This is a genomic window from Nocardia sp. NPDC058480, from assembly GCF_042720495.1.
Taxonomy (GTDB): domain Bacteria; phylum Actinomycetota; class Actinomycetes; order Mycobacteriales; family Mycobacteriaceae; genus Nocardia.
Genome location: NZ_JBHXMN010000009.1, coordinates 263794 through 277070, shown reverse-complemented (window position 1 = coordinate 277070; position 13277 = coordinate 263794). Strand labels below are relative to the sequence as shown.

Here is a 13277-nt window from a genome sequence, read left to right as displayed (position 1 = left end):
CTGAGCCGAAGGCTCTAGTCTCGAGCGCTAACCGGCGGCCCCTTGGGGCCGCGGACACGCGCGCGCCAGCGCGCCAATAAACACAGCGTCAAACCGTCTGGGACTACCGAACCCCGTGGCTTTGCCACACAACCGTCCTGGGACTACCAACCCCGAGATCCACCACCAACCTCCCGCAACACCCGCACAGCCCCCCGAACATGCCCTAGCAATGGCGTAGCAGAAATAGGAGCCCCCGCCTCCCACCCCTCATAAGCAGCCAAGTTAGCCGCCAAAGCATGCACCCGAGCCCCCGCAGCAGCAGCCCACCCCGCCTCCCGCCCCGCAGCAAGCAACGCCCCGATAACTCCCGACAACACATCCCCCGACCCCGCGGTAGCAGCCCAATCCCCACCCGCGTCATTCACAAACGTCACGCCCCCCGGCGAAGCGACAACCGTCGCCCGCCCCTTCAACAACACAGTCACCCCCCACTCATCAGCCAGCTGACGCACCGCCCCCACCCGATCAGCCCCCGCCACCGCACCCGTCAACCGCGCGAACTCCCCTGCATGCGGCGTAAGCACCGTCGGAGCCGAGCGCCCGCGAACCAGCCCCGGCTCGGCGGAAAGAATCGTCAACCCATCCGCATCGACAAGCACCGGCAGATCAGTAGCAAGCACCTCGGCCAACCGATCCCGCGCACCCGAATCGGTACCCCCGCCCGGCCCGAACACCCAAGCCTGCACCCGACCCGTCTCCGAAATCGAAGTACTGGCAACAACTTCCGGAAACTTCGCCAATACCTCGGTATCCGTCCCCACATACCGAACCAGCCCCGCAGTGGCCGCCACCGCCGCCCCCGTACACAACACCCCCGCCCCCGGATACTTCGAACTCCCCGCACAAACCCCCGTCACCCCCTGACTGTATTTGTCATCAGCGGGCCCCGGCACCGGCCAACCAGCCCCCACCGCCCCCGGATCGAGCTGCACCAACCCAGCCTCCGGAAGCCGTAACCCGATCGGCACCAACACAATTCGCCCACAGTGCGGCACACCCAACGCGTGCACCGGTTTGAAGGCACCGAACGCAACCGTCACATCCGCCGTCACCGCGGCCCCGTCCACCGCCCCTGTATCAGGATCGACCCCACTCGGCAGATCAGCCGAGATGATCGGAACCTCCACGGCAGCAACAATTTCCGCAGCATCGGGCCGCAACGGACCACGCCCGGAAATCCCCACGATCCCATCGATCACCAGATCAACAGCATCGAGCCGATCAACCACCCTTCCCCCAGCCGCCCGCAAAGCAGCAAGCCCTTTCCCATGCGCCCGTTCAGGATTCAACAGAACGGCCGAAACTCGAACCCCCCGCCGCCGCAGCAAGGCCCCCGCCCACAACGCATCCCCGCCGTTATCCCCCGACCCCACAAGCAACCCCACCGCTCGCCCGACCACTCCACCGGTCCGCGAACGCAATTCGTCGACAACCACCCCCGCCAGCCCGAAAGCCGCCCTCCGCATCGGCATTCCCGCAGGCACCCGCGTGAACAGCTCGGCTTCCGCGGCCCGAACCTCGTCGACGGTGTAGTAGCCACGCCGATCCGACATAGTCGCCTCCCAGCTGCCCGAACGGGCCGCCGACCGGCCCAGGATCGCTCGCAGACTACGCTCCACACCCATGTCGATGGTTCGTCACCGCGCCGCATCCGCCCGGTTTGTCGCCGGATTCGTCGTGGCCGCCGCCCTGTTGTCCGCCGGCTGTTCCGGCGACTCGGGAAACGCCGCCACCACCACAACCCGCAAACCCCGCCCGGTCGGCACCACGACCGCCCAACAGCACGCACCGACCAACCTCACGGTCGAAGTGGGCGATATGAAATACGCCCCCGCCGACGCCACCATCAAGGTCGGCGAGACGGTCACCTGGAAGTTCTCCGACAAGGTCCCGCACAACGTGCAGGGCATCGGCGACAAGGCGATGGGTCTCAACAGCCCCATCATCGACAAGGGCGAATGGTCCTACACCTTCACCCAGCCCGGCACCTACCGCTACATGTGCACTCTGCACCCGGACATGCGCGGCAGCATCACGGTCGAGTGAACCTGCCGGCCTCGCGACGAGGCCGGCATCAGGCCTTATTCGACGGTGACCGACTTGGCCAGGTTGCGTGGCTTGTCCACGTCGTAGCCCAGCGTCTGCGCCACCTCGGCCGCGAAGATCTGCAGCGGCACCGTGGAAAGCAGCGGCTGGTACAGCGTGGGCGCGGCCGGGATCTCGATCAGGTCGTCGGCGAACGGGCGCACCGTGTCGTCGCCCTCTTCGGCGATCACGATCGTGCGGGCGCCGCGCGCCTGGATCTCGCGAATGTTGCTGAGCAGCTTGGAATGCAGCACCGCGCGCCCCTTCGGCGACGGCATCACCACGATCACCGGCAGACCTTCTTCGATCAGCGCGATCGGGCCGTGCTTGAGCTCGCCCGCGGCGAACCCCTCGGCGTGCATGTAGGCCAGTTCCTTGAGCTTGAGCGCACCTTCCAGTGCCACCGGGTAGCCCACGTGGCGACCGAGGAACAGCACCGTCGGCACATGCGCCAGCTCGCGCGCGATGGCCCGCACCTGCGGCGCGGTCTCGAGCACCCGGGCGATCAGCTTCGGCATCGACTCGAGCTCGGCGAACTCGCGAGCCACCTCGTCGGGGTACTTGGTCCCGCGCGCCTGGGCCAGCGCCAGACCCACCAGATAATTGGCGGCCACCTGCGCCAGGAACGCCTTGGTCGACGCGACACCGATCTCGGGCCCGGTCCGCGTGTAGATCACCGCGTCGGATTCACGCGGGATCTGCGCGCCGTTCGTGTTGCAGATCGCCAGCACCCGCGCCTTCTGCTCCTTGGCGTGGCGCACCGCTTCGAGGGTGTCCGCGGTTTCACCGGACTGCGAAATCGCCACCACCAGCGTCGACCGGTCGAGAACCGGGTCGCGGTAACGGAATTCGCTGGCGAGCTCCACCTCTACGGGCACCCGGGTCCAGTGCTCGATCGCGTATTTGGCGAGCAACCCCGAGTGATACGAACTGCCACACGCGACGACGAACACCTTGTCGAACTCGCGCAGCTCCTGATCGGCGAGGCGCTGTTCGTCGAGGACGATCCGGCCGCCCTTCTCGTCGACGACGAAGTGCCCGAGCAGGGTGTCGGCGACGGCGGTTGGCTGCTCCTCGATCTCCTTGAGCATGAAGTAGTCGTGGCCGCCCTTCTCGGCGGCGGCGAGGTCCCAGTCGATGGTGAACGGCCGGCTGACCACGCCGTCGGTGTTGCCCGCGAAGTCGGTGACGCTGTAGCCGTCTTTGGTGATCACCACAGCCTGGTCCTGACCGAGCTCGACCGCCTCGCGGGTGTGCTCGATGAACGCGGTGACATCGGAGGCGATGAACATCTCGCCCTCGCCGACACCGACGACCAGCGGCGTCGACCGACGGGCCGCGACGATCGTGCCGGGATGATCGGCATGGGTGAACACCAGCGTGAACGCGCCCTCGAGGCGCCGCAGCACGGCCAGCGCGCTCGCGGTGAAGTCACCGGCGGTGGGTCCTGCGGCGTAGGCGCGCGAAACCAGGTGCACCGCGACCTCGGTATCGGTGTCGCTGAGCAGCTCAACGCCCGCGTCCTCTAGCTCGCGGCGCAGCGGCGCGAAGTTCTCGATGATGCCGTTGTGGACGACGGCGAGCTTGCCGGAGACGTCACCGTGCGGGTGCGCGTTGCGGTCGGTCGGCGCGCCGTGGGTGGCCCAGCGGGTGTGCCCCATCCCGGTCGACCCGGCGAACCGCTCGGTCCCCGCCTCGTCCAGTTCGGCTTCCAGATTGGCCAGCCGCCCGGCCTTACGTTCGACCGCGATAGCGCCGTTCCCGTCGAGGATCGCGACCCCCGCCGAGTCGTATCCGCGATACTCCATGCGTCGCAGCGCGTCGACGACAACGCCGAGCGCATCCCGGTATCCGACGTACCCCACGATTCCGCACATGGTCCACCACCCTACTGATCGGATACTCTTCTCGCCGTGTCGGTGTCTGCAAAATCGCTCCTGAGCACCCTGTCCGTGCGCGGCCCTCACCGGGTGCTGCGTGGGAATTTAGGGATCGCAGGTCAGCCGGGTGTGGTGTACACGCCCGAGTCCGGACTGAACCTGCCCGCTGTCGCGTTCGCGCACGGCTGGCTGACCAGCGCCGAGAACTACAAGAGCCTGCTCGAGCACATCGCGTCGTGGGGTTTCGTGGTCGCCGCCCCCGACACCGAACGCGGCCCGATCCCGTCACATCTCGACCTCGGCACCGACTTGCTCACCACGCTCGACATCGTCAGCAAAGTCCGTCTCGGTGACGGCACCATCAGCGTCCACCCCGATCGCCTGGCCCTGGCCGGCCACGGCATGGGAGCCGGCGCCGCCGTGATCGCCGCAGCTCAACGCCGGGTAGCCGCCGTAGTGGCGCTCTTCCCCGCCCCCACCTCCCCCGCCGCCGAGAACATCGCCCCCGACATCGACACCCCCGCCCTGATCCTGACCGGCGACGACCTCGACTCGGTCAGCTCCAACGCCCGCACCCTCGCCACCGCCTGGTCCGGCCCATCGATCCTGCGCACCATCAACGGCGCCTCCCACAACGGCATCATCGAGGGCCGCCGCCTCTTCGCCGCCCTCGGCGCAGGCCGCTACGAACACAAAACCGACAAGACCACCAAAGCCCTGGTCACCGGCTACCTCCTCGCCACACTCCTCGCCGACAAGAAGTACGCGATCTTCGCCGACCCGGAAGCCGAGATCCCCCACACCAACGTGGTCGACCCGCACGCCGAGGTCGAGGTCGAGGCGCCGAAGTTGTCGATCGGCACGGTCGCCAAACTCATCCGGGGTTAGATCCTCCGGCGTCGCCCTACCAGTTGGTGATGTTCGGCACCGCCACGTAGATCAGGATCAGGGTCAGCCGTGGCGGTGCCGTGCTGCGGACTCAGACCAACCAGCTGTTACGGCGGTAGTAGTCCCCTTCGGGATCGTCGTCATCCAGTGGAGCGGCGCGGTCATTGGCCCGCCTGGCGGCGATCGACCGTGCGATGGCCTCGCGTTGTTCTCTGGCCTCGGCTTCCTGACGCTCGCGTTCCGCCGCCTCGAGCCGCTCCCGCTCTTCGGCTTCGGCAGCCTCGCGCTCCCTGACAGCTTGAATCTCGGCGAGGATCTCGTGACCGTTGTTGTGAACGGCGAGGCTGTTGCGCATCTCGTCGTACTCGTAGTCCAGAACCTGCACCCGGCGAAGGAACTCGTAAGCGCCTTCCTCGATCCGCGATCGACTCATGACGAAACCCCATAAACTCGTTGATTCACAGCGGTCCTGCCTCGGCCAAGACCGCACCGGTGTCACCCGGATCGGGTTGCTGGCTCACCGGATACTGTTCCGCCCAATGTTCGCCATCGGGCTCATTGTCCGCACTCGGCGTCGAGCCTGCCCCCGGCATGTTCTCGGCGGCATAGCCTTTGGCGTTCAGAGAACCGGTCGGATTGGGCGTCGCACCCGAAGACGTCCCCTCGTCAGCATTTTCGAGACCGGTCGGCCCCTGGTCGGTACCGGTCTCCGGTGTCCCCGAACCGATTTCGCCGCTGGACTGATCATCGCTGATCACCGGTATGCCGTTGGCATCAAGCGCCATGCCGTACTCGTGTGAGTTTCCGGCGGAGTCGGTGGTGCTCACTGTCAGTTGGCCGTTCTCATCTGTCCCGACGCTGACCTGCGTCCCGTTCAGATCGAACGTCGCGCCACCGGACATCAACCCGTTCAGCTGGCTCGAAATCGACGCGAAGCCTTCTTGGATCGAGGTGTTGAGCGAAGTGAGGCCGGTACTGATCGTCTCCGCCGTAGTTGTGAAGAGCGATTCGAGTTGGCTGACCGATGACACGAGCGAGGTGAGGCCTGTCATCACCTCGCTGACCGTATCGGTGATTTCGCTTATCGTGTCGGTGATGTCGTCGTCATCGTCATCGTCATCGTCGTCATCGTCGTCGTCCTTGGTGGTCGACGGGTCCTCGGTGGTTGCCGGCTGGGTCGACGGGTCCTCTGTTGTCGATGGTGTGCCGCCAGTCGACGTGTCTTGTGTCTGGGGCTGCTGTGTCGTCACGGGTGTTTGTGGCTTGCTGGAATCCTGCGGCATGGGATACGCGGCGGTATCGAGTCCGTTCAGGGCCTCGACAAGCACGCCGTATACCCGACGAATCTCAGTGTCGACTTCTTTACAAAGCTGAATGAATTTGTCGTAAGTTGCGTGGACGTGAGGGATGAAGATATCGATCAACCACTGCTTAGCCTTCTTGCTTGCATCAGAAGTAGTATCAAGGTCGTACGTAACCTCTTGGATGTAAGCATCGATCGCAGTGCGGCTCATCCCACTGCTGTTCTGCTGCGGTATGTCAGGCGTGTTGGGAGACCAAAAGCTCTGGACCGTAACTGCTTTGTGCCGCACAGCAGTGCGCAGCGCAGTCGAAACATAGCTGAGCTCCAGCGATATCGTCGCGGCTTCGATGCGATCTTGTTCCGCACGGACAATCTGCGCATTCAGCATATTGGATGCGGAGTCACCCGCCTGCCCCTGCCATATCGAAGGCAACGCAGCGAGTTGCCGCCGCTGTTCGTCGATCTCACCAGGCAATTTGGCCATTACCTTGGACAAAGCCGCAGACATCCGGTCGATTGCCGCGATATCCATGCCACGTTCAGTGTCGTATTTCGCGTAGATCGAGTCGAAATTCCCATTTGCCGCAGCCAGCAGCTCTGGCCTTGCCGAAGCTTTCGTGACCTCTGACGCTTTTCCATAGCGAGGTAGGTATTCGACGAAATACTGCAAACCTTCCGCTCCAAGGTTGAGCATCTCGTCTGCGCTGCCACCGGTAGGAATACTCGGCCAGCTCGGAGAGTCAGCCATGAACGCCCCCATATACCACGGTCGAATGTATCGCCACGATCGCGCGCATCAAAGGTTCACCCCAGCAGCAGTTATCTTCTTGACGTTGGCATCGTCGACCGTCGCATAAGTATCCGCACTGGTACCGAACTGAGCGCCCGTCTTGTCGACCGCGGTCTGCCAGTTCTTCAACCAGGTCTCGACCTTGCCGATCACGCCCCCGACCTTGGCCCCCTCGGCACCGTAGTCGCGACCGGCTTGCGCGGCGGTGAAGGACCAGCCTTTGACATCGGCAGAGCACGTCCCGATGTCAGCCGCCGACGCCTTCAAGTTCGACCCCGCCTTACGTAGAGCCGTCGGATCGACCGTAACTGAATCGCCCACTTCCCCCTCCTTCTGGTCACGCGCCGGCAGGCGCACTACTCCCTTAGACGCGCCACGACCCGGATCGGTTCCACGATCACACGACAAGTGCCGCTGTGCTCGGATTCGATCACAGCGGCACCCTCGTGCGCTACTTCTCCAGGTTCCCCTGATCGGTTCGCCGCCACTCCGACGTGCCGTCAGGATGGCGGTGGTACTCCCAGGCGGCGTAGTCGCCGTCTTCCTCGACGACGGTGACGTGGTCGGCCAGACCGTCGTGGTCGTAGTCGGACCAGATGCTGGTCGAGTCGGTGTCGCCGGTGGAGAGGGAGTCGACGACGCCGTCGTGGTCGAGGTCGAGGGATGGGTTGTTCAGTTCGACGGGGCCGAGGCCGCCCAGGGATGAGTGGGCGTCGATGTCGGGTAGGCCGAGGCCGGGGAACTCACCCGAGGTGACCATGACTGCTCCTCCAACGGAAAGCTCGCGGATGACGACGTGGCGGGGTTGCCCACCATCTTGTCATCCGCGAGCGGGTGCCGCGGGGTTCGGGGCTACTTGTTGGGGATGAGGATCCACATCGCCAGGTAGATCAGGAACTGGGGGCCGGGCAGCAGGCAGGAGACGACGAAGACCAGGCGAACGATGTTGGGGTTCCAGCCGTAGCGTTCGGCGAGGCCACCGCAGACGCCTGCGATCCACTTGTTGCTGGTCGAACGGGTGAGGCGGCGGGCGGGGGCGGTCATGATGTTGCCTTCCTGTGGAGCGGTGATGTCTCCACTGTGCCCGCGGAGCACCCCCACCCGCATCGGTCCACAGACCCATCCGCACCCTGATTTCGACAGGCCCCGACCTCAGGGTCTGACCCCGAGACGGGCACAATTGTCGAGGTGAGCACGACATTGCACGCCAGCGGCCTGTCCGCGGGGCACGCCGAACGGACCCTGTTCGCCGACCTCGATTTCACTCTCGCCCCCGGCGATGTGATCGGGCTGGTCGGGGTGAACGGTGCGGGCAAGTCGACGCTGCTGCGGATGCTGGCCGAGCGCGAGCCGGGCGAGGGCACCATCGCGCTGAGCCCGCCCGACGCGACCGTCGGCTATCTGACACAGGAACCGGAGCGCATCGAGGGCGAGACGGTGCTCGAGTTCCTTTCGCGCCGCACCGGAGTCGCGCACGCCCAGCAGGTGATGGATGCGGCGGCGGAACGCCTCGGCGATGGTGGGGACGACGATTACTCGCCCGCGCTGGAACATTGGCTGGCCTTGGGCGGCGCGGATCTCGATCAGCGCGCCGAAGAGGTAGCCGCGGATCTGGGGCTGACCGACGGCTTGGCCAGCGGGCTCGACACCCCGATGACGGGCCTGTCCGGCGGTCAGGCGGCACGTGCAGGGTTGGCCTCGGTGTTGTTGTCGCGCTTCGACATTCTGCTGCTAGACGAGCCGACCAACGACCTCGACCTCGACGGCCTCGACCGGCTGGAACGGTTCGTCACCGGCGTGCGGGTACCGCTCATGGTGATCAGCCATGATCGAGAGTTCTTGGCGCGCACCGTCAACAGCGTCCTCGAACTCGATCTGGCTCAGCAGCAGACAGGCTTCTACGACGGCGGCTACGACGCCTACCTCGCCGAACGCGAGATCGCCCGCAAGCACGCCCGCGAGGCCTACGACGAATTCGCCGACACCAAAGCGGGTTTGGAGTCGCGCGCGCAGATGCAGCGCAACTGGCTCGAGCACGGCGTGCGCAATGCCCGCCGCAAGGGCAAGAACGACTCCGACAAGATGGGCCGCAAGACCCGCGCGGAATCCACCGAGAAACAGGCCGCCAAGGCCCGCCAGACCCAGCGCCGCATCGAACGCCTCGACGTGGTCGACGAGCCGCGCAAGGAATGGGAACTGCGGATGGAGATCGCGACCGCGCCCCGCAGCGGCGCGGTGGTCGCGACAGCCAACAACGCCACCCTCGCCCGCGGCGAGTTCACCCTCGGCCCGATCACCACCCAGATCGACTGGGCCGACCGGATCGTGCTCACCGGCGCCAACGGCTCGGGCAAGTCGACCCTGCTCGGCTTGCTGCTCGGCAAGATCGCACCCGATTCCGGTTCCGCCGCACTGGGTTCCGGTGTCGAGATCGGCGAGGTCGATCAGGCCCGCGGGCTGTTCCGCGGTGCCGGCGCGCTGGCCGACACCTTCGCCGCGGCGATGCCCGACTGGCCCGACGCCGACGTCCGCACGCTGCTGGCCAAGTTCGGCCTGCGCGGACCGCACGTGACCCGCGCCTGCGACACCCTGTCCCCCGGCGAGCGCACCCGCGCGGCGCTGGCCCTGCTGCAGGCACGCGGGGTGAACCTGCTCGTCCTCGACGAGCCGACCAACCACCTCGACCTGCCCGCCATCGAACAGCTCGAGCAGGCGGTCGAATCCTTCACCGGCACTTTGATTCTGGTGACGCACGATCGCCGGATGCTGGATTCTGTTCGGGCGACCCGTCGTTGGCACATGTCCAGTGGGCTACTCACCGAGGAATAAGGCATGGACTACGTATTAGGCATCGACACCCGGATCACCCTGCTCATCACCGGATTCATCTTCCTGAGCGCCCTGTTGCTCGGGGTCTGGAAATACCACGGCATCCGGGTCGACGGGGCGGCACACATCTATGTCGACATCGCCCACCGCGCCGCGCTGATGTACTCCTTCGCGGGGATCCTGCTCGCGGTGTTCACCGAGCTCAGCGCCTGGCCGACGATCGTCAACCTGACCGCCGACCTGGTCGTGCTCGCGTTCTTCATCGGCGCGATCGCCAGTTACGTCCTGCACGGGCTGCGCCGTGACACCACCAACCAGTTCGACGGGCAGATCCCCGCCGGACTACGGCTGTCGATGTACGGGCTGATCGCGGGCGAGATCGGTGGCTTCGGAGTGCTGTTCAGCGGTTTCGTCGCCGGACAGTTCTAAAGCGACTGCACCACACCAGGTTCGGCAGCACCGAACAGTGCGATATCGGAGCCGAGCTTGGCCCCGATCAGTCCGGCACCGAGGGTGACACCGAGCACGGCGACCACCGCGATGAACGAACGCGAGCGCGGCACCCGTGACGCCGCGAACGGGCGTGTGCGTGGCGCCTCGGCGACCGGCTCGTAAGCGGACTGGCCGTAGCCTTCGTCGCGGATCGGCACGGTGTGCGAATACCCTTGCGGCACTTCGCGGCAGCCCGGTCGTCCACAGGCCCCACCACAGCGGTGCGGCTGGTCGGCTTCGCCGTACTCGTACGGGTACTGATCTTGATAGTTACGGGCAGGCAGCGGCGGAACCATGATCGGCCCCCTTCGAATCGTGCTGCGCGCCAAAGTAACCGCCTGCGCCGAGCAGCACACACGCACCACGGGCACACAGGTCCTTACGGCGTATCTCGATACTAGTTGTACCCGACCCGACCCGCCAGGCGACTAGACCGCGGCGACCCGCTTGGCCAGATCATCGGCCAGCTGACGCGCCTGCCCCGGATCGGTGGCCTCCACCATCACCCGCACCAACTGCTCGGTCCCACTGGGCCGCAACAGAACCCGCCCGGTCTCCCCCAGGATCCGCTCCGCCTCCGCAACGGCCTCCAGCACCTCGGGGGCAACAGCGACCGCGCTCTTGTCGGACACCGCGACATTGATCAGCACCTGCGGCACCGTGGTCATCACCGAGGCGAGCGAGGCCAGCGAGGCCTTGGTCTGCGCCATCCGAGCCATCAACCGCAGGCCGGTGAGCACTCCGTCACCGGTGGTGCCGAACCGCGGGAACACCACATGCCCGGACTGTTCCCCACCCAGACTGAACCCACCGCGCCGCAGTTCCTCGAGCACGTACCGGTCGCCGACAGCGGCGGTGATCACGGTGATCTCGGCGGCGCGCATCGCGATGTGCAGGCCGAGGTTGCTCATCACGGTCGCGACCAGTGTGTTGTCGACCAGCTCGCCCGCGTCGCGCATCGCCAGCGCGAGCACGGCCATGATCGCGTCACCGTCGACGACCTCGCCCGCGGCGTCCACCGCGAGGCAACGATCGGCGTCACCGTCGAGCGCGATGCCGAGGTCGGCACCGTGTTCGAGGACCGCGCGCCGCACATTGTCCAGATGCGTCGAGCCGCAACCATCATTGATGTTGAGCCCGTTGGGTTCGGCGTTGATCGCGATCACCGTCGCGCCTGCCTCCCGGTACACCTGCGGCGCCACCTCCGCGGCCGCACCGTGCGCGCAGTCGACAACGACGGTCAGCGCGGACAGGTCCTGCCCGGTGGATTCGAGCAGATGCTCGACATAGCGTTCGTGGGTGCCCTCGACGGTGTAGTCGCCACGTACCCGGCCGATGCCCGCGCCGGTCGGGCGCACGGTGACGCCTTCGGCGATCAGGGCTTCGATCCGCGCCTCGATGGTGTCGTCGAGCTTGTGCCCGCCCGCCGCGAAGATCTTGATGCCGTTGTCGGGCATGGGGTTGTGCGAGGCGGAGATCATCACGCCGAAGCACGCGTCGTACAGGCCGGTGAGATAGGCGACGGCCGGGGTGGGCAGCACGCCGACGGAGAGGACATCGACACCGACGGAGGTCAGGCCCGCGGTTACCGCGGCCTCGAGCATCTCGCCGCTGGCGCGGGGATCGCGACCGAGCACCGCGACCGGGCGCCGCTTGCCGCGCGAGAGCACCTGCGCTGCCGCGGCGGCGACGCGCATCGCCAGTTCCGGGCTCAGCGACTCGTTGGCGAGTCCACGAACACCGTCTGTGCCGAACAGCCGTCCCATAAAAACCTCTATACCGGTAGTAGGTCCCCCGCATACAGCACGAGAGCAGGCGACCAGCCGTGCTGGAAGCCTGCTCTCGCATATGTGCTCCGCCGACCCGGCTCATCCCCACTCGCGCGGGGAGCATACCTAGCGTATGCGAAAGCCGAAAGTCGACAGTGCGTAAATCAGCGCTTCGAGTACTGAGGCGCCTTACGGGCCTTCTTCAGGCCGTACTTCTTACGCTCGGTGGCACGCGGGTCACGCGTCAGGAAGCCGGCACGCTTGAGGGCGGGACGGTCGTCCGGGGTGACCACGATCAGCGCGCGGGCGATAGCCAGACGCAGGGCGCCTGCCTGACCCGACGGGCCGCCACCGACCAGGCGAGCGAAGATGTCGAAGTTCTCGACACGCTCGACCAGAACCAGCGGGGACTTCACGAGCTGCTGGTGCACCTTGTTCGGGAAGTAATCCTCGATGGTGCGGCCGTTGAGCTCGAAGTTGCCCGAACCGGGCACCATGCGAACGCGAACAACGGCTTCCTTGCGGCGGCCGACGGTCTGCACCGGGCGGTCGAGGCCGAGCGGCTCGAAGGCCAGCTCTTCTTCGACGTACTCGGCGTCGTCGTAGGCTTCGCCATCTTCGACGATCTCGACGACGACCTCATCGGTCGCGTCGAACTCTTCGGCTGCGAACTCTTCAGGAGCGGTCACTGGGCCACCTGCTTGATCTCGAACGGAACCGGCTGCTGCGCGGCGTGGGGGTGGTTCGGGCCTGCGTAGACCTTCAGCTTGCCCGCGATCGCGTTACCCAGCTTGTTCTTCGGGATCATGCCCTTGACGGCCTTCTCCACGAGACGATCGGGACGGGTCGCCAACACCTCGCCGACAGTGCGCGACTTGAGGCCGCCCGGGTGTCCGCTGTGGTGGTGGATGAGCTTGTCCTGCTTCTTGTTGCCGGAGATGGCAACCTTTTCCGCGTTGATGATGATGACGAAGTCGCCACCATCGACGTGGGGTGCGTAGGTCGGCTTGCCCTTGCCGCGCAGCAGGCCAGCGGCCTGCACGGCGAGACGGCCGAGGACTACGTCAGTGGCGTCGATGACGTACCACTTGCGGGTGACGTCACCCGCCTTGGGGCTGTACGTAGGCACAGTCGTTCCCTGTCTGTCGTCGGTGTTGCCGGCCCTGATGTGTGGATCGAGGCTGTCCTGGCGGCCGGTG

Annotated in this window: 15 protein-coding genes; 4 read left to right on the top strand and 11 right to left on the bottom strand. The window is 66.0% G+C overall.

Going from position 1 to position 13277, the window contains the following annotated elements; all coding sequences use genetic code 11:
• Window positions 1-143: 143 nt before the first annotated feature.
• Entirely contained in the window at window positions 144-1595 is a 1452-nt protein-coding gene (locus ACFWO8_RS22245; RefSeq protein WP_378954238.1) for a bifunctional ADP-dependent NAD(P)H-hydrate dehydratase/NAD(P)H-hydrate epimerase, read from the bottom strand.
• 70 nt (window positions 1596-1665) lie between these two features.
• On the opposite strand from ACFWO8_RS22245, the gene ACFWO8_RS22240 reads away from it, so the two are divergent.
• Entirely contained in the window at window positions 1666-2088 is a 423-nt protein-coding gene (locus tag ACFWO8_RS22240) for a cupredoxin family copper-binding protein (RefSeq protein WP_378954235.1), read from the top strand.
• Window positions 2089-2123: 35 nt separating this feature from the next.
• Here the strand turns inward: ACFWO8_RS22240 and glmS are convergent, their stop codons facing one another.
• A complete protein-coding gene (gene glmS / locus ACFWO8_RS22235) occupies window positions 2124-4004 on the bottom strand; it encodes a glutamine--fructose-6-phosphate transaminase (isomerizing) (RefSeq protein WP_378954231.1) in 1881 nt (626 codons plus the stop codon).
• A gap of 36 nt (window positions 4005-4040) precedes the next feature.
• Between glmS and ACFWO8_RS22230 the strand changes: the two genes are divergently transcribed.
• On the top strand, window positions 4041-4895 hold the full coding sequence (locus ACFWO8_RS22230) for a dienelactone hydrolase family protein (protein ID WP_378954226.1): 855 nt from the start codon (window positions 4041-4043) through the stop codon (window positions 4893-4895).
• A gap of 91 nt (window positions 4896-4986) precedes the next feature.
• Here ACFWO8_RS22230 and ACFWO8_RS22225 read toward each other — a convergent pair whose 3' ends face one another.
• The 5 genes from ACFWO8_RS22225 to ACFWO8_RS22205 all read right to left on the bottom strand — a co-directional run bounded on the left by ACFWO8_RS22225 (window position 4987) and on the right by ACFWO8_RS22205 (window position 8032).
• Window positions 4987-5328 carry a hypothetical protein gene (locus ACFWO8_RS22225; protein ID WP_378954221.1) on the bottom strand — a complete coding sequence of 114 codons (342 nt, stop codon included), beginning with the start codon at window positions 5326-5328 and terminating at the stop codon, window positions 4987-4989.
• 25 nt (window positions 5329-5353) lie between these two features.
• On the bottom strand, window positions 5354-6946 hold the full coding sequence (locus ACFWO8_RS22220) for a hypothetical protein (protein ID WP_378954216.1): 1593 nt from the start codon (window positions 6944-6946) through the stop codon (window positions 5354-5356).
• Between the two features lie 48 nt (window positions 6947-6994).
• Window positions 6995-7309 carry a hypothetical protein gene (locus ACFWO8_RS22215; protein WP_378954210.1) on the bottom strand — a complete coding sequence of 105 codons (315 nt, stop codon included), beginning with the start codon at window positions 7307-7309 and terminating at the stop codon, window positions 6995-6997.
• 130 nt (window positions 7310-7439) lie between these two features.
• Window positions 7440-7748 (bottom strand): DUF6802 family protein, encoded by a 309-nt coding sequence (locus tag ACFWO8_RS22210; protein WP_378954206.1) that lies wholly within the window; start codon window positions 7746-7748, stop codon window positions 7440-7442.
• A 92-nt stretch (window positions 7749-7840) separates the two neighbouring features.
• On the bottom strand, window positions 7841-8032 hold the full coding sequence (locus ACFWO8_RS22205) for a PspC domain-containing protein (protein ID WP_378954202.1): 192 nt from the start codon (window positions 8030-8032) through the stop codon (window positions 7841-7843).
• 144 nt (window positions 8033-8176) lie between these two features.
• On the opposite strand from ACFWO8_RS22205, the gene ACFWO8_RS22200 reads away from it, so the two are divergent.
• Both ACFWO8_RS22200 and ACFWO8_RS22195 read left to right on the top strand, forming a co-directional pair.
• On the top strand, window positions 8177-9817 hold the full coding sequence (locus tag ACFWO8_RS22200) for an ABC-F family ATP-binding cassette domain-containing protein (RefSeq protein WP_378954198.1): 1641 nt from the start codon (window positions 8177-8179) through the stop codon (window positions 9815-9817).
• A gap of 3 nt (window positions 9818-9820) precedes the next feature.
• Window positions 9821-10246: a hypothetical protein gene (locus ACFWO8_RS22195; RefSeq protein WP_378954194.1), complete on the top strand. Its 426-nt coding sequence runs from the start codon at window positions 9821-9823 to the stop codon at window positions 10244-10246.
• On the opposite strand, the gene ACFWO8_RS22190 is transcribed toward ACFWO8_RS22195, so the two are convergent.
• The 4 genes from ACFWO8_RS22190 to rplM all read right to left on the bottom strand — a co-directional run bounded on the left by ACFWO8_RS22190 (window position 10243) and on the right by rplM (window position 13207).
• The gene (locus ACFWO8_RS22190; RefSeq protein WP_378954191.1) at window positions 10243-10605 is read right to left on the bottom strand and encodes a hypothetical protein; all 363 of its coding nucleotides are present in this window, start codon (window positions 10603-10605) and stop codon (window positions 10243-10245) included. The genes ACFWO8_RS22195 and ACFWO8_RS22190 overlap by 4 nt on opposite strands.
• A gap of 132 nt (window positions 10606-10737) precedes the next feature.
• A complete protein-coding gene (gene glmM / locus ACFWO8_RS22185; RefSeq protein WP_378954186.1) occupies window positions 10738-12075 on the bottom strand; it encodes a phosphoglucosamine mutase in 1338 nt (445 codons plus the stop codon).
• 167 nt (window positions 12076-12242) lie between these two features.
• Entirely contained in the window at window positions 12243-12767 is a 525-nt protein-coding gene (rpsI, locus tag ACFWO8_RS22180) for a 30S ribosomal protein S9 (RefSeq protein WP_378954182.1), read from the bottom strand.
• The gene (gene rplM, locus ACFWO8_RS22175; RefSeq protein WP_194825954.1) at window positions 12764-13207 is read right to left on the bottom strand and encodes a 50S ribosomal protein L13; all 444 of its coding nucleotides are present in this window, start codon (window positions 13205-13207) and stop codon (window positions 12764-12766) included. Before rplM ends, rpsI begins: the two co-directional genes overlap by 4 nt.
• Window positions 13208-13277: the final 70 nt, after the last annotated feature.

Coding starts and splice junctions, on each gene's coding strand:
- ACFWO8_RS22245 (WP_378954238.1), bottom strand. CDS start 1,595: ATGTCGGATCGGCGTGGCTACTACACCGTCGACGAGGTTCGGGCCGCG.
- ACFWO8_RS22240 (WP_378954235.1), top strand. CDS start 1,666: ATGTCGATGGTTCGTCACCGCGCCGCATCCGCCCGGTTTGTCGCCGGA.
- glmS (WP_378954231.1), bottom strand. CDS start 4,004: ATGTGCGGAATCGTGGGGTACGTCGGATACCGGGATGCGCTCGGCGTT.
- ACFWO8_RS22225 (WP_378954221.1), bottom strand. CDS start 5,328: ATGAGTCGATCGCGGATCGAGGAAGGCGCTTACGAGTTCCTTCGCCGG.
- ACFWO8_RS22220 (WP_378954216.1), bottom strand. CDS start 6,946: ATGGCTGACTCTCCGAGCTGGCCGAGTATTCCTACCGGTGGCAGCGCA.
- ACFWO8_RS22210 (WP_378954206.1), bottom strand. CDS start 7,748: ATGGTCACCTCGGGTGAGTTCCCCGGCCTCGGCCTACCCGACATCGAC.
- ACFWO8_RS22205 (WP_378954202.1), bottom strand. CDS start 8,032: ATGACCGCCCCCGCCCGCCGCCTCACCCGTTCGACCAGCAACAAGTGG.
- ACFWO8_RS22195 (WP_378954194.1), top strand. CDS start 9,821: ATGGACTACGTATTAGGCATCGACACCCGGATCACCCTGCTCATCACC.
- ACFWO8_RS22190 (WP_378954191.1), bottom strand. CDS start 10,605: ATGGTTCCGCCGCTGCCTGCCCGTAACTATCAAGATCAGTACCCGTAC.
- glmM (WP_378954186.1), bottom strand. CDS start 12,075: ATGGGACGGCTGTTCGGCACAGACGGTGTTCGTGGACTCGCCAACGAG.